23 protein-coding genes are annotated in these 19,523 nt (G+C 72.5%); 17 read left to right on the forward strand and 6 right to left on the reverse strand.

The window, feature by feature from the left end; translation table 11 throughout:
• Both ACFCZ1_RS26175 and ACFCZ1_RS26180 read left to right on the forward strand, forming a co-directional pair.
• A partial coding sequence (locus ACFCZ1_RS26175; RefSeq protein ID WP_366083555.1) for a methionine adenosyltransferase domain-containing protein occupies positions 1-127 on the forward strand: 127 nt, incomplete at its 5' end.
• A 245-nt stretch (positions 128-372) separates the two neighbouring features.
• Entirely contained in the window at positions 373-2,472 is a 2,100-nt protein-coding gene (locus tag ACFCZ1_RS26180; protein WP_376680703.1) for a primosomal protein N', read from the forward strand.
• A 169-nt stretch (positions 2,473-2,641) separates the two neighbouring features.
• Here ACFCZ1_RS26180 and ACFCZ1_RS26185 read toward each other — a convergent pair whose 3' ends face one another.
• Positions 2,642-3,163 carry a hypothetical protein gene (locus ACFCZ1_RS26185; RefSeq protein ID WP_376680704.1) on the reverse strand — a complete coding sequence of 174 codons (522 nt, stop codon included), beginning with the start codon at positions 3,161-3,163 and terminating at the stop codon, positions 2,642-2,644.
• Between the two features lie 251 nt (positions 3,164-3,414).
• Here ACFCZ1_RS26185 and fmt point away from each other — a divergent pair, with 251 nt between their 5' ends.
• From fmt to ACFCZ1_RS26220, 7 genes are all read left to right on the forward strand, one after another.
• Complete coding sequence (fmt, locus tag ACFCZ1_RS26190) at positions 3,415-4,359, forward strand: methionyl-tRNA formyltransferase (protein WP_376680705.1); 945 nt, start codon at positions 3,415-3,417, stop codon at positions 4,357-4,359.
• Between the two features lie 101 nt (positions 4,360-4,460).
• Positions 4,461-5,939 carry an RsmB/NOP family class I SAM-dependent RNA methyltransferase gene (locus ACFCZ1_RS26195; RefSeq protein WP_376680706.1) on the forward strand — a complete coding sequence of 493 codons (1,479 nt, stop codon included), beginning with the start codon at positions 4,461-4,463 and terminating at the stop codon, positions 5,937-5,939.
• Between the two features lie 199 nt (positions 5,940-6,138).
• Positions 6,139-6,825 (forward strand): ribulose-phosphate 3-epimerase, encoded by a 687-nt coding sequence (rpe, locus tag ACFCZ1_RS26200; protein WP_376680707.1) that lies wholly within the window; start codon positions 6,139-6,141, stop codon positions 6,823-6,825.
• A 124-nt stretch (positions 6,826-6,949) separates the two neighbouring features.
• Positions 6,950-7,966: a sugar-binding transcriptional regulator gene (locus ACFCZ1_RS26205; protein ID WP_376680784.1), complete on the forward strand. Its 1,017-nt coding sequence runs from the start codon at positions 6,950-6,952 to the stop codon at positions 7,964-7,966.
• A gap of 81 nt (positions 7,967-8,047) precedes the next feature.
• Entirely contained in the window at positions 8,048-8,269 is a 222-nt protein-coding gene (locus ACFCZ1_RS26210) for a CarD family transcriptional regulator (protein ID WP_030012151.1), read from the forward strand.
• 49 nt (positions 8,270-8,318) lie between these two features.
• A complete protein-coding gene (locus ACFCZ1_RS26215) occupies positions 8,319-8,747 on the forward strand; it encodes a ribonuclease domain-containing protein (RefSeq protein WP_376680708.1) in 429 nt (142 codons plus the stop codon).
• Complete coding sequence (locus ACFCZ1_RS26220) at positions 8,744-9,124, forward strand: barstar family protein (protein ID WP_376680709.1); 381 nt, start codon at positions 8,744-8,746, stop codon at positions 9,122-9,124. Before ACFCZ1_RS26215 ends, ACFCZ1_RS26220 begins: the two co-directional genes overlap by 4 nt.
• Positions 9,125-9,220: 96 nt before the next feature.
• Here ACFCZ1_RS26220 and ACFCZ1_RS26225 read toward each other — a convergent pair whose 3' ends face one another.
• From ACFCZ1_RS26225 to ACFCZ1_RS26245, 5 genes are all read right to left on the reverse strand, one after another.
• Positions 9,221-9,697, reverse strand: coding sequence for a group II truncated hemoglobin (locus ACFCZ1_RS26225; RefSeq protein ID WP_376680710.1), 477 nt, complete (start codon positions 9,695-9,697; stop codon positions 9,221-9,223).
• Positions 9,698-9,699: 2 nt separating this feature from the next.
• Positions 9,700-10,023: a putative quinol monooxygenase gene (locus tag ACFCZ1_RS26230; RefSeq protein ID WP_376680711.1), complete on the reverse strand. Its 324-nt coding sequence runs from the start codon at positions 10,021-10,023 to the stop codon at positions 9,700-9,702.
• 72 nt (positions 10,024-10,095) lie between these two features.
• Entirely contained in the window at positions 10,096-10,614 is a 519-nt protein-coding gene (locus ACFCZ1_RS26235) for a hypothetical protein (RefSeq protein WP_376680712.1), read from the reverse strand.
• A 59-nt stretch (positions 10,615-10,673) separates the two neighbouring features.
• A complete protein-coding gene (locus ACFCZ1_RS26240) occupies positions 10,674-12,386 on the reverse strand; it encodes an FAD-dependent oxidoreductase (protein ID WP_376680713.1) in 1,713 nt (570 codons plus the stop codon).
• On the reverse strand, positions 12,383-12,655 hold the full coding sequence (locus ACFCZ1_RS26245) for a UBP-type zinc finger domain-containing protein (RefSeq protein ID WP_376680714.1): 273 nt from the start codon (positions 12,653-12,655) through the stop codon (positions 12,383-12,385). Before ACFCZ1_RS26245 ends, ACFCZ1_RS26240 begins: the two co-directional genes overlap by 4 nt.
• Positions 12,656-12,933: 278 nt before the next feature.
• Here ACFCZ1_RS26245 and ACFCZ1_RS26250 point away from each other — a divergent pair, with 278 nt between their 5' ends.
• Genes ACFCZ1_RS26250 through ACFCZ1_RS26285 form a run of 8 tightly spaced genes read left to right on the forward strand, consistent with a single transcriptional unit; the run spans position 12,934 to position 19,519 of the window.
• Positions 12,934-13,758, forward strand: a complete 825-nt coding sequence (locus tag ACFCZ1_RS26250) for a type 1 glutamine amidotransferase domain-containing protein (RefSeq protein WP_376680785.1) — start codon at positions 12,934-12,936, stop codon at positions 13,756-13,758.
• Positions 13,759-13,806: 48 nt separating this feature from the next.
• Positions 13,807-15,456 carry a thiamine pyrophosphate-binding protein gene (locus ACFCZ1_RS26255; RefSeq protein WP_376680715.1) on the forward strand — a complete coding sequence of 550 codons (1,650 nt, stop codon included), beginning with the start codon at positions 13,807-13,809 and terminating at the stop codon, positions 15,454-15,456.
• Between the two features lie 40 nt (positions 15,457-15,496).
• Positions 15,497-15,931: a nuclear transport factor 2 family protein gene (locus tag ACFCZ1_RS26260; RefSeq protein ID WP_376680716.1), complete on the forward strand. Its 435-nt coding sequence runs from the start codon at positions 15,497-15,499 to the stop codon at positions 15,929-15,931.
• A gap of 22 nt (positions 15,932-15,953) precedes the next feature.
• A complete protein-coding gene (locus ACFCZ1_RS26265; RefSeq protein ID WP_376680717.1) occupies positions 15,954-16,409 on the forward strand; it encodes a nuclear transport factor 2 family protein in 456 nt (151 codons plus the stop codon).
• A 29-nt stretch (positions 16,410-16,438) separates the two neighbouring features.
• On the forward strand, positions 16,439-16,807 hold the full coding sequence (locus ACFCZ1_RS26270; RefSeq protein WP_376680718.1) for a nuclear transport factor 2 family protein: 369 nt from the start codon (positions 16,439-16,441) through the stop codon (positions 16,805-16,807).
• An 18-nt stretch (positions 16,808-16,825) separates the two neighbouring features.
• Positions 16,826-18,433, forward strand: coding sequence for a GMC family oxidoreductase (locus ACFCZ1_RS26275; protein WP_376680719.1), 1,608 nt, complete (start codon positions 16,826-16,828; stop codon positions 18,431-18,433).
• Entirely contained in the window at positions 18,426-19,064 is a 639-nt protein-coding gene (locus ACFCZ1_RS26280) for a DJ-1/PfpI family protein (protein WP_376680720.1), read from the forward strand. Before ACFCZ1_RS26275 ends, ACFCZ1_RS26280 begins: the two co-directional genes overlap by 8 nt.
• Positions 19,064-19,519 carry a VOC family protein gene (locus tag ACFCZ1_RS26285; RefSeq protein ID WP_376680721.1) on the forward strand — a complete coding sequence of 152 codons (456 nt, stop codon included), beginning with the start codon at positions 19,064-19,066 and terminating at the stop codon, positions 19,517-19,519. Before ACFCZ1_RS26280 ends, ACFCZ1_RS26285 begins: the two co-directional genes overlap by 1 nt.
• Positions 19,520-19,523 lie beyond the last annotated feature (4 nt).

The raw sequence follows: 19,523 nt of genomic DNA on the forward strand, positions 1-19,523 counted from the left end.
CCTCGACCTGCTGCGCCCGATCTACGCCCAGACCGCCGCCTACGGCCACTTCGGCCGCGAGCTCCCCGACTTCACCTGGGAGCGCACCGACCGCGTCGACGCCCTGCGCGCCGCCGCCGGTCTGTAAGCACCACCGCTCGTGACGGACGGCCCCGGACCCGGTCCGGGGCCGTCCGCATGCCCGGGGGAACGCGGGTGAGCCCCGCCGTGATCGCGGCTATGCCGGCGCACGCCTCCCGGTGCGAAGGCAGCGGTTACTTCCGGAGCGGTTGTGTCGTCCCCGTGTTGGAAGAAACCCCCCGCCGCCGGTGAAGATCTCGGGAGGACGCCGGCCCCCGGCCGTTGTCGGTCGCGTTTGGTAAGAATGCAGGTGTGAGCAGCGCGAACGATTCCCCGCCGGAGCAGCTGGCGCTGATCCGGGAGATGGTCGCCGAGGCGAAGGCCAAGGCGCCCAAGGCGAAGCCCCGCACATGGCGCGGGGCCGCCCTCGCCGAGGAGCTGCCCGTTGCCCGCATCCTCGTGAACAAGGGCGTGCTCCACCTCGACCAGCTCTGGGACTACGCCGTCCCCGCCGAACTCTCCGAGGCCGCGCAGCCGGGCGTCCGCGTCCGGGTCCGCTTCGGCGCCGGCTCCCACCAGGTGCACGGCGGCCGGCGCGAGGGCGGCGGCCTCATCGACGGCTTCATCGTCGAGCGCCGCGCCGAGTCCGACTACAACGGAGCGCTGGCCGCGCTCGCCCACGTCGTCTCGCCCGAGGTGGTGCTGAGCCCGCGCATGCTGGCGCTCGCCCGGGCCGTCGCCGACCGGTACGCGGGCAGCCTGGCCGACGTACTCCAGCTCGCCCTGCCCCCTCGCAACGCCCGCGCCGAGGCCAAGCCCTCGCCCGAACCGCTGCCCCCGCCCGCCGCGCCCGACCCCGGCGGCTGGCAGCGGTACGGCTCCGGGCCCGCCTTCCTGCGCGCCCTCGCAACCGGCGCCGCCCCGCGCGCCGTCTGGACCGCCCTGCCCGGCCCCGGCTGGGCCGACGAGCTCGCCCGGGCCATGGCAGCCACCCTCGCCTCCGGCCGCGGGGCCCTCGCCGTGGTTCCCGACGGGCGGACCGCCGCCCGCGTGGACACGGCGCTCACCGCCCTGCTCGGCGAGGGGCGGCACGCGCTGCTGACCGCCGAGTCCGGGCCCGAGAAGCGTTACCGCCAGTGGCTCGCCGTGAGCCGGGGCTCGGTGCGGGCCGTCGTCGGAACCCGGGCGGCGATGTTCGCGCCCGTACGGGACCTCGGGCTGGTCGCCGTCTGGGACGACGGGGACTCCAGCCACAGCGACGACCGCGCCCCCTTCCCGCACGTCCGGGAGGTGCTGGAACTGCGCGCCGTCACCGACGGCTGCGGCTTCCTGGCCGGGAGCACGAGCTGCACCGTGGAGGCCGCCCAGCTGGTCGAGTCGGGCTGGGCGCGGCCGCTGGTCGCCGACCGCGAGACGGTGCGGGCCCGCGCGCCCCGGATCCGCACCGTGGGCGACGAACTGCTGGCCCGCGACGAGGCGGCCCGGGCTGCGCGGCTGCCGAGCCTGGCGTGGGAGACCGTACGGGAAGGCCTCAAGACCGGGCCCGTGCTCGTCCAGGTGCCCCGGCGGGGCTACGTACCCCGGCTGGCGTGCGAGCGCTGCCGAACGCCGGCCCGCTGCACGGTCTGCGCCGGGCCGCTGGAGGCGCCCGACGAGCGGGACCTGCAGTGCGGGTGGTGCGGGCGGGCCGAACCGTCCTGGCACTGCGAGGAGTGCGGCTCGTTCCGGCTGCGCGCCCAGGTGGTCGGCGCGCGGCGGACGGCCGAGGAGCTGGGGCGGGCCTTTCCGGCCGTGCCCGTACGGACGTCCGGGCGCGACCACGTCCTGGACGAGGTGCCGGACCGGCCGGCGCTGATCGTGTGCACCCCGGGGGCGGAACCGGTCGCGGCGGGGGAGGGGTACGCGGCGGCGCTGCTGCTGGACGGCTGGGCGATGCTGACCCGGCCCGACCTGCGGGCGGCCGAGGACGCGCTGCGGCGGTGGATCGCGGCCGCGTCGCTGGTCCGGGGCGACGGCCAGGTCGTCGTGGTCGCCGAGCCGACGCTGCGGCCCGTGCAGGCGCTGGTGCGCTGGGACCCGGTGGGCCATGCCGTCCGGGAGCTTGCGGAGCGGGCGCAGCTCGGTTTTCCGCCGGTGTCGCGGATGGCGGCGGTGGCGGGGCGCGGCGAAGCGGTGGAGGCCTTCCTGGCCGACGCCGGGCTGCCGCCCGACGCGGAGATCCTCGGCCCGGTGCCCCTCGTGGGGCGGCGCGGTGAGCCCTCCGCGGGGGAGCGGGCGCTGGTCCGCGTCCCGCCGGGCAGCGGCGCGGCCCTGGCGGCGGCCCTGAAGTCGGCGCAGGCCGCCCGGATGGCGCGGGGGGTCCCGGCGTCGGAGGCGGTCAGGGTCCGCATCGACCCGCTGGACATCGGCTGACGGGCCGGCTGCCGCTGCGCGGGCGGGCCTCGGCCGCACGCCGGGCGGGCGGGGAGGGGATCGGTGACGCCGAACGACCCCGGCGGGGCGGCCCGTGGGGGCGCTCCGCCGGGGTCGGGGGGCCGGCTGGGGGCCGTCGGGGGTCGGCGTCCCGGCGGCGGGCGCCGGGTCAGCCGTTGCGGGGGCCCGGGAAGGCCGGGGAGCGGGGGGCGCTCGCGGCGGGCTGGGAGTCCTCGCGCTGCGGCTGCGGCGGCACCGAGCGGGCCGCCGGGATCGTGGGGAGCGGCCCCAGCGTCCGGGTGGTCGTCGCCTCGGCCGGCGGCTCCGCGGATTCCGCCGCCTGCGCGCGCCGGGCACCGTAGCGCCGGTGCACGGCCTGCTTGGTGACACCCAGCGCCGAGCCGACCGCGTCCCACGAGAAGCCGAGCGAGCGGTCGAAGTCCACGGCGGCGGTGACCAGCGTCTCCACGCTGTCCCGCAGCTCCTGGGCGAGGCGGACGGTGGGCGCCGGCGCCCGGCCGTAGACGACGAAGCCCGTGGACGGACCGGAGCGGCGGGGACGGTACACATTGCCGAGCTGGGCAGTGAGCGTACGCAGGGCATCCACCTGCCGGCGAACCCGCTCGATGTCCCGCACCAGCAGGTGCAGGCTGGCCCGGGCTTGGGCGTCGTGGGTGGCGTGGTCGGCCATGAAGAAGCCTCTCGAACCGGTGCTGAAGGGCGGATCGGGCCGCGGAAACCGTTCCCGAAGCGGCCCGTTTTGGTCAATCTCTCTTGACCAACGCGCCACCCGGCGCCCAGGTCACGCTCTGGGGGCGTGTCGGCATATGCGAGAGGCGCGCGTGTGTGCGTACGCCCCCTGACGGCCACCGGACACCCCCGGCCCCCGCGCCCCATAGACTGATGTGCTGCTGACAGCCGAGATAGCGAGGTAGGACCCCAGTGAAGCTCGTCTTCGCAGGCACCCCCGAGGTTGCCGTGCCCGCCCTGGACGCCCTCATCGCCTCCGGGCGGCACGAGGTCGCGGCCGTCGTCACCCGGCCCGACGCACCCGCCGGCCGCGGTCGGCGGCTCGTCGCCAGCCCCGTCGCCGAGCGCGCCGAGGAGGCCGGGATCGAGGTCCTCAAGCCGGCCCGCCCGCGCGACCCCGACTTCCAGGCCCGGCTGCGCGAGATCGACCCGGACTGCTGTCCGGTCGTCGCGTACGGGGCGCTGCTCCCCAAGAGCGCCCTGGAGATCCCCAGGCACGGGTGGGTCAACCTGCACTTCTCGCTGCTGCCCGCCTGGCGCGGCGCCGCGCCCGTACAGCACTCGATCATGGCGGGGGACCAGGTCACCGGCGCCTCCACCTTCCTGATCGAGGAGGGCCTCGACTCCGGCCCGGTCTACGGCATCCTGACCGAGGAGATCCGGCCGACCGACACCAGCGGCGACCTGCTCACCCGGCTCGCCTTCGCCGGCTCCGGACTGCTGGCCGCCACCATGGACGGCATCGAGGACGGCACCTTGCGCGCCGTCCCGCAGGCCGCCGACGGGATCTCGCTCGCACCCAAGATCACTGTGGAGGACGCCCGGATCGACTGGGCGGCCCCGGCGATGCGCGCCGACCGCGTCGTGCGCGGCTGCACCCCGGCACCGGGTGCGTGGACCGTCTTCCGCGGGGAGCGGCTCAAGCTGATCTCGGTCGGCCTGGTGCCCGACCGCACGGACCTGGAGCCCGGCGTGCTGGCCCCGGCCAAGAACAACGTCCACGTCGGCACCGGCTCGCACGCCGTGGAGCTGCTGTGGGTGCAGCCGCAGGGCAAGAAGCCGATGCGGGGCGCCGACTGGGCGCGCGGGGTGCGGATCGCGCCCGGCGAACGGCTCGGCGGCGCCGACGTAGGCTGAACCCAGCCGTTCGTCGTACCGGCGGCCTCCTCTTCCGTCTCCCTGTCCTGACCGCACACCCGTAGCACTCGTAGCACTCGTACCTCCGGAGCACCTTTCACGTGAGCGAACAGCCTCGTCAGCCCAGTCGGCGTCCCGCGGGCGGCGGCAAGCCGTCCGGCAAGCAGGCCAAGCCGTACCGCCGGCCCCAGAAGGACCCCGTCCGGCTGCTGGCCTTCGAAGTGCTGCGGGCGGTGGACGAGCGCGACGCGTACGCCAACCTCGTGCTGCCGCCGCTGCTGCGCAAGGCCCGCCAGGACGAGAGCTTCCAGGCGCGCGACGCGGCCCTGGCCACCGAGCTGGTCTACGGGACGCTGCGCCGGCAGGGCACGTACGACGCGGTGATCAAGGCGTGCATCGACCGCCCGCTGCGGGAGGTGGACCCGCCGGTGCTGGACGTGCTCTCGCTCGGCGCGCACCAGCTGCTGGGGACCCGGATCCCCACGCACGCGGCCGTCTCGGCGAGCGTGGAGCTGGCCCGGGTGGTGCTCGGGGACGGGCGCGCGAAGTTCGTGAACGCCGTACTGCGCAAGATCGCCGCGCACGACCTGGACGGCTGGCTGGAGCGGGTGGCGCCGCCTTACGAGGAGGACGCCGAGGAGCACCTCGCGGTGTACCACTCGCACCCGCGGTGGATCGTCAGCGCCCTGTGGGACGCGCTGGGCGGCGGGCGCGCCGGGATCGAGGACCTGCTGGAGGCCGACAACGAGCGGCCCGAGGTCACGCTGGTGGCCCGGCCGGGGCGGTCCACCCCGGAAGAGCTGCTCGCGGCCGTGGGCGAGGAGTCGGCGCTGCCGGGCCGCTGGTCCCCCTACGCCGTGCGGATGGCCGAGGGCGGCGAGCCGGGCGCGCTGGAGGCCGTGCGCGACGGCAGCGCGGGCGTCCAGGACGAGGGCAGCCAGCTGGTGGCGATGGCCCTGGCCGCCGTGCCGGTCGAGGGCCGCGACGACCGCTGGCTCGACGGCTGCGCCGGCCCGGGCGGCAAGGCGGCGCTGCTCGCGGCGCTTGCGGCGCAGCGCGGGGCTTTCCTGCTGGCCTCGGAGAAGCAGCCGCACCGCGCCCGCCTGGTGGAGAAGGCCCTGTCGGGCAACCCCGGGCCGTACCAGGTCATCGCGGCGGACGGCACCCGTCCGCCGTGGCGGCCGGGCTCCTTCGACCGCGTGCTGATGGACGTGCCGTGCACGGGCCTGGGCGCCCTGCGCCGCCGCCCGGAGGCCCGCTGGCGCCGTCGCCCGGAGGACCTGGAGGGCTTCGCGCCGCTCCAGCGCGGGCTGCTGCGGGAGGCTCTGTCGGCGGTACGGGTGGGCGGTGTCGTGGGCTACGCGACGTGCTCGCCGCACCTGGCGGAGACGCGGGTGGTCGTGGACGACGTCCTGAAGGGCCGGGGCGCGGGCCAGGCCCCGGTGTCCGCCGAACTGATCGACGCCCGGCCGTACATGGCGGGCGTACCGGGCCTGGGCGACGGCCCGGACGTGCAGCTGTGGCCGCACCTGCACGGCACGGACGCGATGTACCTGGCGCTGCTGCGGCGCACGGCGTAGGGGCCGCTGCCCATCGTGACGTAGGAGAACGGGGCACGAGTGCCCCGTTCCCGTACCGATCGGCGTCGTCCGGCCCGGGCGCGAGATCCGACGCTCCATCCGGTCCGGGCGCCGGACCTGTTCGGGCAGCGGCGCCTGCGCCGCGGACGACTTGCAGGGTCGTGGCCGGAACCGTGCGGAGGCATGGCAGGCTTGGGGCATGGCCGCTCAGATTTATCCCAGCATCCTGTCCGCCGACTTCGCACGGCTCGCCGACGAGGCGAAGGCCGTCGAGGGGGCCGACTGGCTGCATGTCGACGTCATGGACAACCACTTCGTCCCCAACCTCACCCTCGGTATGCCGATCGTGGAGTCCCTGAGCAGGGCCACCGACATCCCGCTGGACCTCCACCTGATGATCGAGAACCCGGACCGCTGGGCCCCGCAGTACGTGGAGGCCGGCGCGGGTTCGGTCACCTTCCACGCCGAGGCCGCAGCGGCGCCGGTGCGCCTGGCGCGGGAGATCCGGGCCAAGGGGGCGCGGGCGTCCATGGCGCTCAAGCCCGCGACGCCGATCGAGCAGTACGAGGACATCCTCCCCGAGCTCGACATGCTGCTGATCATGACGGTCGAGCCGGGCTTCGGCGGCCAGCCCTTTCTCGACATCATGCTGCCCAAGATCCGCCGCACCCGGGAGCTGATCGCCAAGCACGGTCTGGAGCTGTGGCTCCAGGTGGACGGCGGGGTCTCGGCCTCGACCATCGAGCGCTGCGCCGAGGCCGGAGCCGACGTCTTCGTCGCGGGCAGCGCGGTATACGGCGCGGTCGATCCGGCCGCCGCCGTGAGCACGCTGCGTGAGCAGGCGGGCGTGGCGATCGCCGCGGCGCCGTGGGCTTGCGACCACTGAACCAAGGGTTGATGAACAGCTCGGTGCACGGGGGCTGTCCAGGCTGATCAACGGCCGTCGGATCTGACAGGATGAACGGCGAGTCGAGAGTGTGAACAGCAGTGAGGAGAACGCGGTGTCTGCAATGTCGGCGGGACGGTCAGCCCTGCGGATGGGACCCGCGGAGCTGGTGCAGGCGGCGGCCATGGCCCGCCGCTTCTACCTGGAGGGCAAGTCCAAGATCCAGATCGCCGAGGAGTTCGGCGTGAGCCGCTTCAAGGTGGCCCGGGTCCTGGAGACCGCACTCGAACGCGACCTCGTACGGATCGAGATCCGGGTTCCGGCGGAACTGGACGCGGAGCGGTCGGACGCGCTCCGGGCCCGGTACGGGCTCAGGCACGCCGTCGTGGTGGAGTCGCCCGCCGACGCCACCGAGGACGCGCCGGATCCGGAGAACCTGGGCGCCGTCGCCGCCGACCTGCTGGGCGAGCTGGTCAACGAGGGCGACGTGCTGGGCCTGGCGTGGGGGCGGTCGACCATTCACATGGCCGCGTCCCTGCACCGGCTGCCGCCGTGCACCGTGGTCCAGCTGACCGGCGTGTACGACGCGGGGACCGCCGAGCGCGGGTCCGTGGAGGCGGTGCGGCGGGCCGCGCAGGTGTCGGGCGGGGACGCGCACCCGATCTACGCGCCGATGCTGCTGCCCGACCCGGCGACCGCGGCCGCGCTGCGCAACCAGACGGGGATCGCACGCGCCTTCGAGTACTTCGACAAGGTGACGGTCGCCGCCGTCTCCATCGGCTCCTGGGAGCCGGGCATCTCCACCGTCCACGACATGCTGACGGACGAGGAGCGGGAGCACTACGCCTCGCTGGGCGTGGCGGCCGAGATGTCGGCGCACCTGTTCGACACGGAGGGCCGGCGTGTCGGCCGCGACCTCGGCGAGCGGTGCATCACCGTTGAGGCGGACCGGCTGCGCCGGATCCCCGAGGTCGTGGCCATCGCGGGCGGGCTGCGCAAGGCCTCCGCGATCGGGGCGGTGCTGCGGTCGGGTCTGGTGACCAGCCTGGTCACGGATACGGCCGTCGCCGACTACCTGCTCACCGAGTCGTCCCCGGGGCTGCGGCCGGCGCTGGAGCGGGCCGACCCCGACGACCTGTAGCCACGGCCGCGGCGGATGGTGCCGGAATTGAGATCCGAACGGCGGGCCGCGAGGCGGCCCGCTGGGCGCATACTGGTTTCAATGACAAAGTCCGCAGTACCTCGCCGCCATTTGCCGTCCAGCCCGTTCAAGGCCCCCGTGGAACAGCCCATCCGGCAGTTCAACGTCGGTGACCGGGTTACTCACGATGAGCACGGCCTCGGCCGTGTCGTCGGAATCGAGGAGGGGATCGCTGTTCTCGTCGACTTCGGTTCGGTCCAGAAACGAATCCTGAGTCCGTACACCAAGATGGCCGCCCTCTGAGGCGACCGGGCGATTCGCGAGCGAATCGGATATTTGGCACGATCGGCGCATGATCTTTCGGAACGTGCCCCGGTCGTTGCTGCGCGTGCTGGGGGCAGTGTTCCTGTGCGTCGCGCTGGTCGGTGCGGTGGGCTGTGGCGGGCAGAAGTCCGCGCCCGCCGCCGCCGGCGCCAGCACCGGCGCTCCGGCGTGGGCGCGGGGGCTGGTGACCGTACGGGCCGCCGAGCTGCCGCGGCAGGCCCGGGACGTGCTGGCGCTCATCGACGAGGGCGGGCCGTATCCGTACCGCCAGGACGGGGCGGTCTTCGGGAACTTCGAGAAGGCCCTGCCCCGGCAGAAGCGCGGCTACTACCACGAGTTCACGGTGAGGACGCCGGGGGAGCGGGACCGCGGGGCCCGGCGGATCGTGACGGGCGAGGGCGGGGAGTTCTTCTACACGGACGACCACTACGAGACCTTCAAGGCGGTTCTCCGATGACCCTCGACCCGCAGCCGCTCGCCCCTGCCCTCGCCGCCGCCGAGGCCGCCGGCTGGACGACGGTGCGGCTGGACCTGGACGGCGTACGGGGCAAGGCCGGGCTGATGCGCCGGTGCGGGGACGCCCTGCGGCTGCCGGAGTGGTTCGGGGGGAACTGGGACGCACTGGCGGACTCGCTGAGGGACCTGTCCTGGCTGCCGGACGCCGCCGGCCGGCTCGTGGCCGTGACCTCGTGGCGTGGGTACGCCGCCGAGCGGCCCGGCGACTGGGAGACCCTGGTGGAGATCCTGGAGGACGCCGTGGACTTCTGGCGCGGGCAGGACGGGGCGCCGCCGCTCACCGTGCTGCTGGCCGGGCCCGGTCCCGGGCGGGGCTGAAGGACCGGGCTCCGCCCCGGACCCCGGTCCCGGCCCCGGACGCAGAGGCCGGCCGGGGCGGAGCCGGGCCGGGCCCTCGTGGTCAGTGCGTCGCGGTCATTCCGTCGCGGTCTTCGGGACCCACGGAGGGGTCTGGCCCCAGGACCAGACCGGGATCTTGGCCGCGTCGACCGGGGGCGGGTTGGGGCCCGAGTAGATCAGGGCCATGCGGGTTCCCCACTCGATGTAGTAGACGAACACCGCGCGGAACTCCGGGTCCGTCGGGAGGCCGACCTCGTCGGCCGTGTCCAGGAGCAGGTCCACCCAGCGGCGGCGCTGCTCTTCGGTGATCGCGCGGCCCAGGTGCTTGGTGGCCATGTGCTGGTGGCCGCCGTGGTGGGCGGAGTAGTCCGACGGGCCGCCGAAGACCTCCGACAGCCAGACCGCGACGTGCTGCGGGTGCTCCGAGTCCATGCCCGCGAAGACCGGGGCCAGGACCTCGTCCCGCAGGGCGCGGGCGTAGAAGGCGTCGGTGAGACGGTTCATCGCCTCCGCGCCGCCCATCCACTCGTAGATGGTGGGTGTCGTGCTCATGGTTACCCTGCGGCCTTTCCGGTGCCCACGACGCCGGTCACCGTGTAGTGCTGCATTTCCTCGATCGCCGTCACGTACGGCCGGATCGCGCTGAAGAAGGCCGGGAAGTGCTCGCCCTTGCGGAAGCCGCCCAGGTGGGCGTCGACCGAGGTCCAGCGGATGCGGAGGATGTAGCGCTCCTTCTCCTCCTCGCAGCGTGCCAGCTCGTAGTCGATGCACTCGGGCGAAGCGGCCAGGGCCTCGGCCGCCCGGGTGTACGCGTCCTCGAAGGCCTGCTGGTCGTCCAATGCGATCCGGTAGCGGATGTATTCGACGGTGGTCGTCATCGTGCGTGCCTCTCCCTGGATGGTGGTCGTGGCCAGCCTTGCGGGATCATGCGTGCCCGTGGGGGAATTCCGTTATTCGGACTCGGACTTCCTGGAGTCCGTCGGTTCCGGGGACCCGGCCACGTCCGGGCCCTGCGCGCGGACCTGCTGGACCTTGTCCAGGGAATCGCGCAGTTCCGCCAGCCAGGTGTCGGTGTTGCGGCCCACCAGGCGGACGCACCAGGCGAGGGCGTCGGCCCGGCTGCGGGCCACGCCGCCGGCGACGAGGGTGTCGAGGACCTGGCGCTCGGACTGGCGCAGGCGGGTCATGACCGGGACGGCGAGGTGGGTGAAGAGCGTCGTCTCCCCGCCCACCCGCACGCCCCAGGCCACTTTGCGGCGGTAGAGCTCCTCGGCCTCGCGGGCGACCTCGATGCGCTGCTCGCGGGTGCGCTCGCGGAACTCCTTGACCGACTCGGTCGCCGGGACGGTGCCGACGACCGTGATCTCCTCGCGGTCGGCCGTGACCGACACGAGGGACTCGTAGACGTCCACCGGCAGACGCTCGGCGAACCACACACGGAGCTGTTCGCTCTGTTCGGCTGTAATCATGTAATCAACGTTGCGTCCGGTGTGGCCTTGATCGCAAGCGTCGCGGCGTCTGTTCGCTCTCAGCCCATCGAGCGGTAGCGGTGGACGAGGGAGACCGCCATGGCGCCCTCGCCCACGCCCGACGCGACCCGCTTCACCGAGTGGGCCCGGACGTCGCCCGCCGCGAACACGCCCGGGACACTGGTCTCCAGCGGGTAGGGGGCGCGTTCCAGACTCCACTCGGCCGGGAGCTCGCCGCCGTTCGCGATCAGGTCCGAGCCGGTGAGGACGAAGCCGTACTCGTCCCGCTCGACGACCCCCGAGAGCCAGTCGGTGTGCGGGCGGGCGCCGATGAACGTGAACATGAAGCGGGCCGGGACCTCCGTGTCCGCGCCCGTCTCCCCGTCGTGCAGGGTCAGCCGTTCCAGATGCTCGTCGCCGTCCAGCCGGACCACCGTCGTACGGACCTTCACCTCGATGTTCGGGGTGCGGCCGATCTCGTCGATCAGATAGCGGGACATGCTCGCGTCCAGCGAGTCCGCGCGGACCAGGATCGTCACGCGGGCGGCGTACTTGGCGAAGTGCACCGCGGCCTGGCCGGCCGAGTTGGCCCCGCCCACGATGAACACGTGCTGCGAGATGCACGCCGAGCTCTCGGTCGTGGCCGCGCCGTAGTAGAGACCGGCTCCCTCGAAGCGGTCCGCGCCGGGCGCCTGGAGGCGGTTGTAGGAGACCCCGGTGGCGAGCAGGACCGTCTCGGCGGAGATCTCCGTGCCGTCGGCCAGGGTGAGGATCTTCGCCGGGTCGTCCCTGGTCAGCGAGACCACCTCCACCGGGTGCAGGATCTCGGCGCCGAACCGGGAGGCCTGGATGGTGGCGCGGCGGGTCAGGTCGCCGCCCGAGAGGCCCGAGGGGAAGCCGAGGTAGTTCTCGATCAGGCTGGAGGTGCCGGCCTGGCCGCCCGGCGCGCGGGAGTCCAGCATCAGGGTCGACAGGCCCTCCGAGGCCGCGTACACCCCGGCCGCGAGGCCCGCGGGCCCCGCGCCGACGATGACGCACTCGTAGTGCGGGCGGGAGGCGGTGGTGGCCAGGCCCAGGCGCCGGGCGAGCTCGGTGTCGGTGGGTGCGCAGAGCACCGACCCGTCCGGGAAGCGGACCAGTGGGAGCACCGCGTCGGGCTGGGCGGCGATCAGGGTCAGCGCCTCGGGGTCCCGCTCCACGTTGAGGAAGCGGAACGGCTGGCCGTTGCGCGTGAAGAAGTCCCGCACGGCGTGGGTGCCGGGGGCGACCAGGTGACCGACGACGATGATCCCGTCGTACGCGGGCCGGTAGGTGGCCAGCCAGTCCGACAGCAGGTCGTCCAGGACCGGGAAGAGCCGCTCGTGGGGCGGGTCCCAGGGCTTGAGCAGGTAGTAGTCCAGCCGGACCCGGTTGATGGCGGTGATCGCCGCGTCGGTCTCCGCGTACGCGGTCAGCAGCACGCGGCGGGCGTCCGGGAACCGGCTGACCGCCTCCAGGAGGAACTCGACGCCGGTGACGTCGGGCATCCGCTGGTCCACGAGGAACAGCGCCGGGTCGTGGCCGCGCTCGTCGAGCGAGTCCAGGATCTTCAGGGCGTCGGCGGCCGAGGAGGCGCCGAGCACCCGGTAGCGGTCGCCGTAGGCACTGCGCAGGTCGCGGCGGACGGCGCGGAGCACCTGCGGGTCGTCGTCCACGGCCAGGATGACGGGCTTCCTGTTCTCCGCGTGCTCGCCGGCGGCCGTGACGGCCGCGCTCTCCGGGGCCGCGCTCACGCCGGGTCCAGCATCAGTTTGTCGGCGTAGCACCAGGCCCAGTCCTCGCCGGGCTCGTGCGATGCCGCGATGGGGTGCTCGGTGGTGCGGTAGTGGCGGGTGGCGTGACGGTTCTTCGAGGAGTCGCAGCATCCGACGTGCCCGCAGCTGAGGCACATCCGCAGGTGCACCCAGGCGTCACCGGCGATGAGGCACTCCTCGCAGCCCTCGGTTCCGGGCTCCACCGGACGTATCCGATCGGTATGGGTGCACAACAGGTCCATCGTCATCGTCCCCGTCCCTCTTCATCTCGACGGTCTCGTACTCCGCGCGCCCGTGATTCACAGCGCGTCCAGACGATAGGGCGCGGCCTTGGCGATGGTTCACCGATTCGGCCGAAGTCAGGTAGTCCTGGAGGTACTTCATGACGTCGGGAGACGACTTCCTGAGGTGCCCCCATGAGCTGGGCCGCTACCTCACGAAGTCGCACACCGGCGCTTTGACGAAGGCTCCGGGCGCGGCCAGTGTGGGGGACGCCAACGACAACAGGCGGCGCCTGGAGGAATACGTGAGCAGAAAGATTCTGGTCATTGTCTCCGAACACGGTTACTGGGCCGAAGAACTGATAGGGCCCGTATCGAAGTTCGACGAGCGGGGCTACGAGGTCGTGTTCGCCACGCCCACCGGAAAGCGTGCGCACGCTCTTCCGCCGAGCCTCGACGCGAACTACGTCGATCCTCCACTGGGACGCTCGGTCACCACCGAGGAGAACGCCCGGCTGGGCCGGGAGTTCGAGCAGTCGAGCCGGCTGGACTCGCCGCTCGACATCGAGGCGTGGGTCCCGGAGCGCCCGTACACGAGCGACGAGGGCTATCTGCGGAAGCTCGAGCAGTACCACCGCGATCTGGACCGGCTCGACGCCGACATCGCCGGATACGACGCGATCCTCATCGTCGGCGGCAGCGGCCCGATCGCCGACCTCGCCAACAACGAGCGCGTGCACGCCCTGATCCTGGCCTTCGAGAAGGCCGGCAAGGTCGTGGCCGCGGAGTGCTACGGGGTCGCCTGCCTGGCCTTCGCCCGGGACTGGAGCGACCGCAGGAGCATCATCCGGGGCAAGCACGTGACCGGCCACTGCAAGGAGTACGACTACAAGGACGGCACCGGATTCCTCGGTACCGATTTCAACATGGGGCCGCCGCCGTATCCGCTGGAGTACATCCTGCGCGACGCGACGGGCCCGCTCGGCGCGTACCACGGGAATTTCGGCAAGCCGGTCTCGGTCATCGTCGACTTCCCGTTCGTGACCGGACGGTCCACCCCTGACTCGTACCTCACCGGACAGAAGATCGTGGAAGTCCTGGAGGACGGTCTCACCCGATACGGCTGGTAGTTCCGGAAACTGGTGGGCCGGCAACTCGTGGGAATGAGGGGGAGTTCGATGAACACCGGAGCCACTCCCGGACGGGAAAGGCTGATCGAGCAGTTCAAGGCCGACGGCCTGAATGTGATGTTCGGAAATCCCGGGACGGTGGAACAGGGATTCCTCGACGCGGTCGACGCGGCGGAGGACTTCCGTTACGTCCTCGCCCTCCAGGAGACCGTGGCCGCCGGTATCGCCGACGGCTACGCCCGGGCGACCGGCGGCGCGGCGCTCCTCCAGCTGCACTCCGGGGTGGGGCTGGGCAACGGCATCGGCATGCTCTACCAGTCGCTGCGCGGCCACACCCCGCTCGTCGTGGTCGCCGGTGACGCCGGGGTGCGCTACGACGCCATGGACGCGCAGATGGCGTCCGACCTGGTGGCGATGGCCAGGCCGGTGACGAAGTACGCGACCCGGGTCACCGACCGGCACTCCGTGCTCCGCACCGTCCGGCGGGCCGTGAAGATCGCGCTCACCCCGCCCCGCGGGCCCGTGTTCGTGGCGCTGCCGATGGACGTGCTGGACGAGCTCAACTCCGAGCCCGTCCTGCCCGCCACGGTGCCGCTCACGGACGTGGCGCCCTCGCCGGCCTCGGTGGGGCGGGCGGCCGAGCTGCTCGCCTCCGCCGAGCGGCCGGTCGTCCTCATCGGGGACGGGGTCTCGCTCTCCGGGGCGCAGCACGAACTGGCGGCGGTCGCCGAGCTGCTCGGGGCCGACGTGTACGAGGTCGACTCCTCCGAGGTCAACATCGCGGCCTCGCACCCGCTGCGGCGCGGCCAGACGGGCCACATGTTCGGCCCGCACAGCACGGACCTCGTAGCGGACGCCGACGGGGTGCTGATCGTCGGCACGTACGTCTTCCCGGAGGTGTTCCCCGAGCTGGAGAGCCCCTTCCGGGACGGCGCGAAAGTCGTCCACATCGACCTCAACGCCTATGAGATCGCCAAGAACCACCCGGTGGACCTCGGCCTCGCCGCGGACCCCAAGCAGGCACTGCGCGCGCTGGCCGGCGCTCTGGAACACCGGCTGACCCCGCAGCGGCGTGCGGCCGCGGCCGCCCGGCTCGACGTACGGACCCGGGAGCGGGCCCGCGACGCGCAGGCGCAGGCCCGGACGGACGACGGCACGCCGATGGCCGTCTTCCTGCGGACCCTGGCGGAGCGCACCGGCGGGGACCTGATCGTCTTCGACGAGGCGCTGACCACCTCCCCGCTGGTCACGAGGTACCTGCCGGCGGAGCGTCCGGGCGACTACCACCTAACCCGGGGCGGTTCGCTGGGCGTGGGCTTCCCGGGCGCGGTCGGCGCCAAGCTCGCCCGCCCGGACCGGCTCGTCGTCGGCTTCGCGGGCGACGGCGGTTCGATGTACACCTACCAGGCGCTGTGGACGGCGGCCCGGCACGGCATCGACGCCAAGTTCGTGGTCTGCAACAACCGCAAGTACCGGCTGCTGGACGACAACATCGCCCAGTACTGGCGGGAGCGGGACATCCCCGAGCACGGATTCCCGGGCTCCTTCGACCTCTCCCACCCCGAGATCGACTTCGCCGGGCTGGCCCGGTCGCTCGGCGCCGGCGGGATGCGGGTGGAGAAGCCGGACGAGGCGGCGGCCGCGGTGAGCCGGATGCTGGCCCACCCCGGTCCGTTCCTCGTCGACATCCAGATCTGACCAGAGCAGTCACGCAGCACACGGAACGGGAGGAGACCGCATGCCCGCCGAAAGGCAGTTGACCGAGGACGCGATCCGCAGTTTCGCCGAGGACTGGTACGTGGCGCTGGACCGGCACGTAGGGCTGGACGAGGTGCTCGCCCTGATCACCGAGGACCTGGAGTTCAAGGTCCCCGAGGACACCTTCCTCGGCCACGAGGGCTTCGGCCGCTGGTACGAGGCCGTCACCCACCGGTTCTTCGACGAGGCGCACACGGTCACGAAGGTGGAGCCCGTCATTGAGGGCGACCGGGCGGTCGTCCGGGTCCTCGTCAACTGGCAGGCCAAGATCTGGGACCCGCCGGCGGCGCGCAGCCAGTGGCTGGGCTTCGACGCCGACCAGACCTGGACCGTGGTCGCCGGCCCCGACGGACCGCTGATCAAGCAGTACACCGTCAACGACCTGGCGCCGATGCCCGGTTCCAGCTCCCTCTGACGCCGGCCAAGGAGACGTCACGATGACCGAAGTGACACGGGAGCGGGTGAAGGCCGCCTACGCCGCCCTGGGTTCGGGCGACCGGGCGCGCATCCTGGAGTACTACTCCGAGGACCTGAGCTGGCTGGTACCGGGCAACCACCCGCTCGCCGGCCGGTACGAGAGCCTGGACGCCTTCCTGGAGCTGATGGGGCAGACCCACAAGCTCACGGGCGGCACCTTCCGGATGGACCTGGAGGCGGTGCTCGTCGGCGAGGACTGTTCCGCCGACGTGTGCCGCAACGTCGCCCTGCGGGCCGGCGCGGCCGAGGACAGCCGGTCCCCGTACGAGCGGATGGACTACCCGGTCTTCCACTTCATGCGGTGGCGGGACGGCCGGATCGTCGAGGGCCGCGACGGGCTCTTCGGTGACACCGCCTCCGCCTTCAGCCAGTTCTGGGCGCCGTTCGCGCCGGACGGAACCCGCAGGGACCGATAGGGATGAGCGACGTCATGGATGCGCGAGAGATGAACACCGAAGTCCTGCGAAAGTACTACGAGTACGCCAACGCGGGGGACTGGGACCGCTGGTGCGACCTGTTCGCCGACGACCAGGTCATGGACGAGCAGCTGGCCGGCCACATCGAGGGCCTCGAAACGCTGCGCTCGATGATGAAGGGCATGGGCACCATGTACCGGGTCTTCCGGAACGAGCCCGTGCACTTCCTCGTCGACGGGGAGAAGGCCGCGGCCGTCTCCCACCTGACCGCGGTCAGCGCCTCGGGCGAGTCCGTCGAGGCCGAGGTCATGAACTTCTTCCGGATCGTGGACGGGAAGATCGCCTACATGGCGAACTACCACGACACCGTCCCCTTCCAGGTGCTGAGCCAGGGCTGAGGGGGAGATCTCGTGGGAGTGTCCGAGACCGAAGAGTACGACTACGTCGTCGTGGGATCCGGCACCGCGGGCAGCGTGCTGGCGAGCCGCCTCTCCGAGGACCCGGACGTCACCGTCCTGGTCCTGGAGGCGGGCGGATCGCGGATCCCGCCCGAGGTGGACGACCCGTCCTCCTGGTACAAGCTGCTCGGCGGCCCCGTGGACTGGGGCTACACCAGCACCCCGCAGCCCGGCCTGGGCGGCCGCCGCACCTACGAACCGCGCGGCAAGGCCCCCGGCGGCAGCAGCAACCTCTACATCATGATGCACATCCGGGGCCACGCCTCGGACTTCGACAACTGGGCCTACCAGGGCGCGGCCGGCTGGGCGTACGAGGACGTGCTCCCGTACTTCGCCCTCCTGGAGGGCCAGGAGGACGCCACCGCCGCCACCACCGGCACCCGCGGCCCGCAGCGCATCACCAACGCCGGGCAGCACGGCCCCAACCCGGTCTCCCGCGCCTTCATCGACGCGGCCGTCGAGCTGGGGCACCAGGAGATCGCCGACTTCAACACCGACGGTCCCCGGCGCGGCCTCTTCGGCACCGGCTGGCACCACATCGACGTGGCCGACGGCCGCCGCCAGGGCACCCTCGCCGCGTACCTGGAGCCCGCCCTCGGCCGCCCCAACCTGACCCTGCGCACCAGCGCGCAGAGCACCCGGCTGCTGTTCGACGGGGACACCTGCACGGGCGTCGAATACGTCCAGCTCCGGCCCCCGGCCGAATTCCCGGGCCGCACCGTCCGCGACGGCCACAGCGCCGCCGCCGCGCCCGGCCCGCACACCGTACGGGCCCGCCGGGAGGTGATCGTGGCCGCCGGGGCGATCGAGTCCCCGAAGCTGCTGCTGCTCTCCGGCATCGGGCACCCGCACCAGCTGCGCGAACACGGCATCGAGGTCACCGCGGCCCTGCCCGGGGTCGGTGAGAACTTCCACAACCACGTCCTGACCGGGCTGATGGCCGAGGTCACCCAGGAGCTCCCGCCGCCGGCGCAGAACCTGTCGGAGAGCGCTCTGTTCCTGTCCTCCCGGCCGGGACTGCCCGCGCCGGACCTGCAGATCGCCTTCGTCCACGTGCCCTTCGACGTGATCGTCGGCCGGGACCACCCGAACACGGTGTCCATCCTGCCCGGTGTCGTACGGCCCGTCTCGCGCGGCTGGATCAAGCTCGCCAGCGCCGACCCGCTGGCCCACCCGCTGATCAACCCGAACTACCTGGGCGACCGGTGGGACCTGGAGCGGATGGTGCAGGGCGTCAAGACCGCAAGGGAGATCTTCGCGACCTCCGCCTTCTCGCCCTGGTACAAGCAGGAACTCCAGCCCGGGCCGGGCACCGTGTCCGACGACGACCTGCGCACCTTCGTGAAGCAGAAGTCGGAGAGCTACCACCACCAGACGGGCTCCTGCCGGATGGGCATCGACGACCTCTCCGTCGTCGACCCCGAGCTGCGGGTGCACGGCGTACGGAACCTGCGCGTCGTCGACGCGAGCGTGATGCCCGCCGTCCCGTCGGGCAACTGCCACACCGCCATCGCGATGATCGCCGAGCGCGCGGCGGACTTCCTGAAGGGGGTGTCCCGTGCCTGACGCCGTACTGCGCGAGGGCGCGCTGAGCGGGACCCGCATCGCGGTCCTGGTCGAGAGCGATTTCTACGAGCCGGAGATCTTCTACTACCAGCACCGGTTCGCGGAGGAGGGCGCCGAGGTCGACTTCCTCACCCGGCTGTGGGGCAACGACTCGATCACCTTCTCGGGCCACGAGTACCGGGCGCCCTTCACCGCCAGCCGGTCCCTGGAGGGGCTGAGCGACGACGAGCTGCGCCGGTACGCGGCGATCATCGTGCCCTCGGGCATGGTGGCCGACCGGCTGCGCTACACCGAGGACGTGGACGTGCTGGCGCCCGCGACGGAACTGCTGCGCCGGGCGTTCGAGGAGCCGACGGTCCTCAAGGGGATCATCTGCCACGGCATGTGGCTGGCGTCCTCGATCCCGGGCAAGGTGCGCGGTCGCAAGGTGGTGTGCCACAACAATCTCATCGGTGACGTGCGGAACATGGGTGCCGAGTACGTCGACGAGGACGTGGTCGTCGACGGGGACCTGGTCACCGGCCGCACCGGCGCCCACCACCACCTCTTCGCCCGCCGGATCATCGAACTGATCTCCCCCGGCTACCGCCGGGGGTACCCCCAGGCGGGGCGGGGCCGGGGGGCCGCCTGATGGGACGGATGGTCTGGTCGCACGTGGGCCTGAACTGCACGGACCAGAAGACCACCGAGGAGTTCTACACCCGGTACTTCGGCTTCGCACGGGCCAGGGTGGTCGACCTCGGAGAGGCCCAGATCGTGTTCCTGCGCAAGGGGGACGCGTACCTGGAGCTCTTCGCGGCCGGCGCCGAACCGACCCGGCAGGCGCTGGGGGTCCCCACAGCGGTAGCGGGGGGAGACGGGCCGCAGACCCCCGGCCGGATGCGTCACCTGGCCTTTCAGACCGACAGCGTGGACGCGTTCCTGGCGGAGCTGGGCGACGCGGCCGAGGTGACCCTGGGGCCGCTGGACTTCGACGACTTCATCTGCGGCTGGCGGACCGTCTGGGTCCGCGATCCCGACGGGGTGATCGTCGAGGTCAGCCAGGGCTTCGAGGACGACCGCAACATTCCCGCTTCCGGCGAGTGATCCG

The sequence above is a fragment of the Streptomyces sp. NPDC056224 genome (assembly GCF_042267665.1).
GTDB lineage: Bacteria > Actinomycetota > Actinomycetes > Streptomycetales > Streptomycetaceae > Streptomyces.

Excerpts from the sequence above, each read along its gene's own strand:
- ACFCZ1_RS26185 (WP_376680704.1), bottom strand. The coding sequence starts at position 3,163 with ATGGCCGACCACGCCACCCACGACGCCCAAGCCCGGGCCAGCCTGCAC.
- rpe (WP_376680707.1), top strand. The coding sequence starts at position 6,139 with ATGGCCGCTCAGATTTATCCCAGCATCCTGTCCGCCGACTTCGCACGG.
- ACFCZ1_RS26205 (WP_376680784.1), top strand. The coding sequence starts at position 6,950 with ATGTCGGCGGGACGGTCAGCCCTGCGGATGGGACCCGCGGAGCTGGTG.
- ACFCZ1_RS26210 (WP_030012151.1), top strand. The coding sequence starts at position 8,048 with ATGACAAAGTCCGCAGTACCTCGCCGCCATTTGCCGTCCAGCCCGTTC.
- ACFCZ1_RS26215 (WP_376680708.1), top strand. The coding sequence starts at position 8,319 with ATGATCTTTCGGAACGTGCCCCGGTCGTTGCTGCGCGTGCTGGGGGCA.
- ACFCZ1_RS26220 (WP_376680709.1), top strand. The coding sequence starts at position 8,744 with ATGACCCTCGACCCGCAGCCGCTCGCCCCTGCCCTCGCCGCCGCCGAG.
- ACFCZ1_RS26225 (WP_376680710.1), bottom strand. The coding sequence starts at position 9,697 with ATGAGCACGACACCCACCATCTACGAGTGGATGGGCGGCGCGGAGGCG.
- ACFCZ1_RS26230 (WP_376680711.1), bottom strand. The coding sequence starts at position 10,023 with ATGACGACCACCGTCGAATACATCCGCTACCGGATCGCATTGGACGAC.
- ACFCZ1_RS26235 (WP_376680712.1), bottom strand. The coding sequence starts at position 10,614 with ATGATTACAGCCGAACAGAGCGAACAGCTCCGTGTGTGGTTCGCCGAG.
- ACFCZ1_RS26245 (WP_376680714.1), bottom strand. The coding sequence starts at position 12,655 with ATGACGATGGACCTGTTGTGCACCCATACCGATCGGATACGTCCGGTG.
- ACFCZ1_RS26255 (WP_376680715.1), top strand. The coding sequence starts at position 13,807 with ATGAACACCGGAGCCACTCCCGGACGGGAAAGGCTGATCGAGCAGTTC.
- ACFCZ1_RS26260 (WP_376680716.1), top strand. The coding sequence starts at position 15,497 with ATGCCCGCCGAAAGGCAGTTGACCGAGGACGCGATCCGCAGTTTCGCC.
- ACFCZ1_RS26265 (WP_376680717.1), top strand. The coding sequence starts at position 15,954 with ATGACCGAAGTGACACGGGAGCGGGTGAAGGCCGCCTACGCCGCCCTG.
- ACFCZ1_RS26270 (WP_376680718.1), top strand. The coding sequence starts at position 16,439 with ATGAACACCGAAGTCCTGCGAAAGTACTACGAGTACGCCAACGCGGGG.
- ACFCZ1_RS26285 (WP_376680721.1), top strand. The coding sequence starts at position 19,064 with ATGGGACGGATGGTCTGGTCGCACGTGGGCCTGAACTGCACGGACCAG.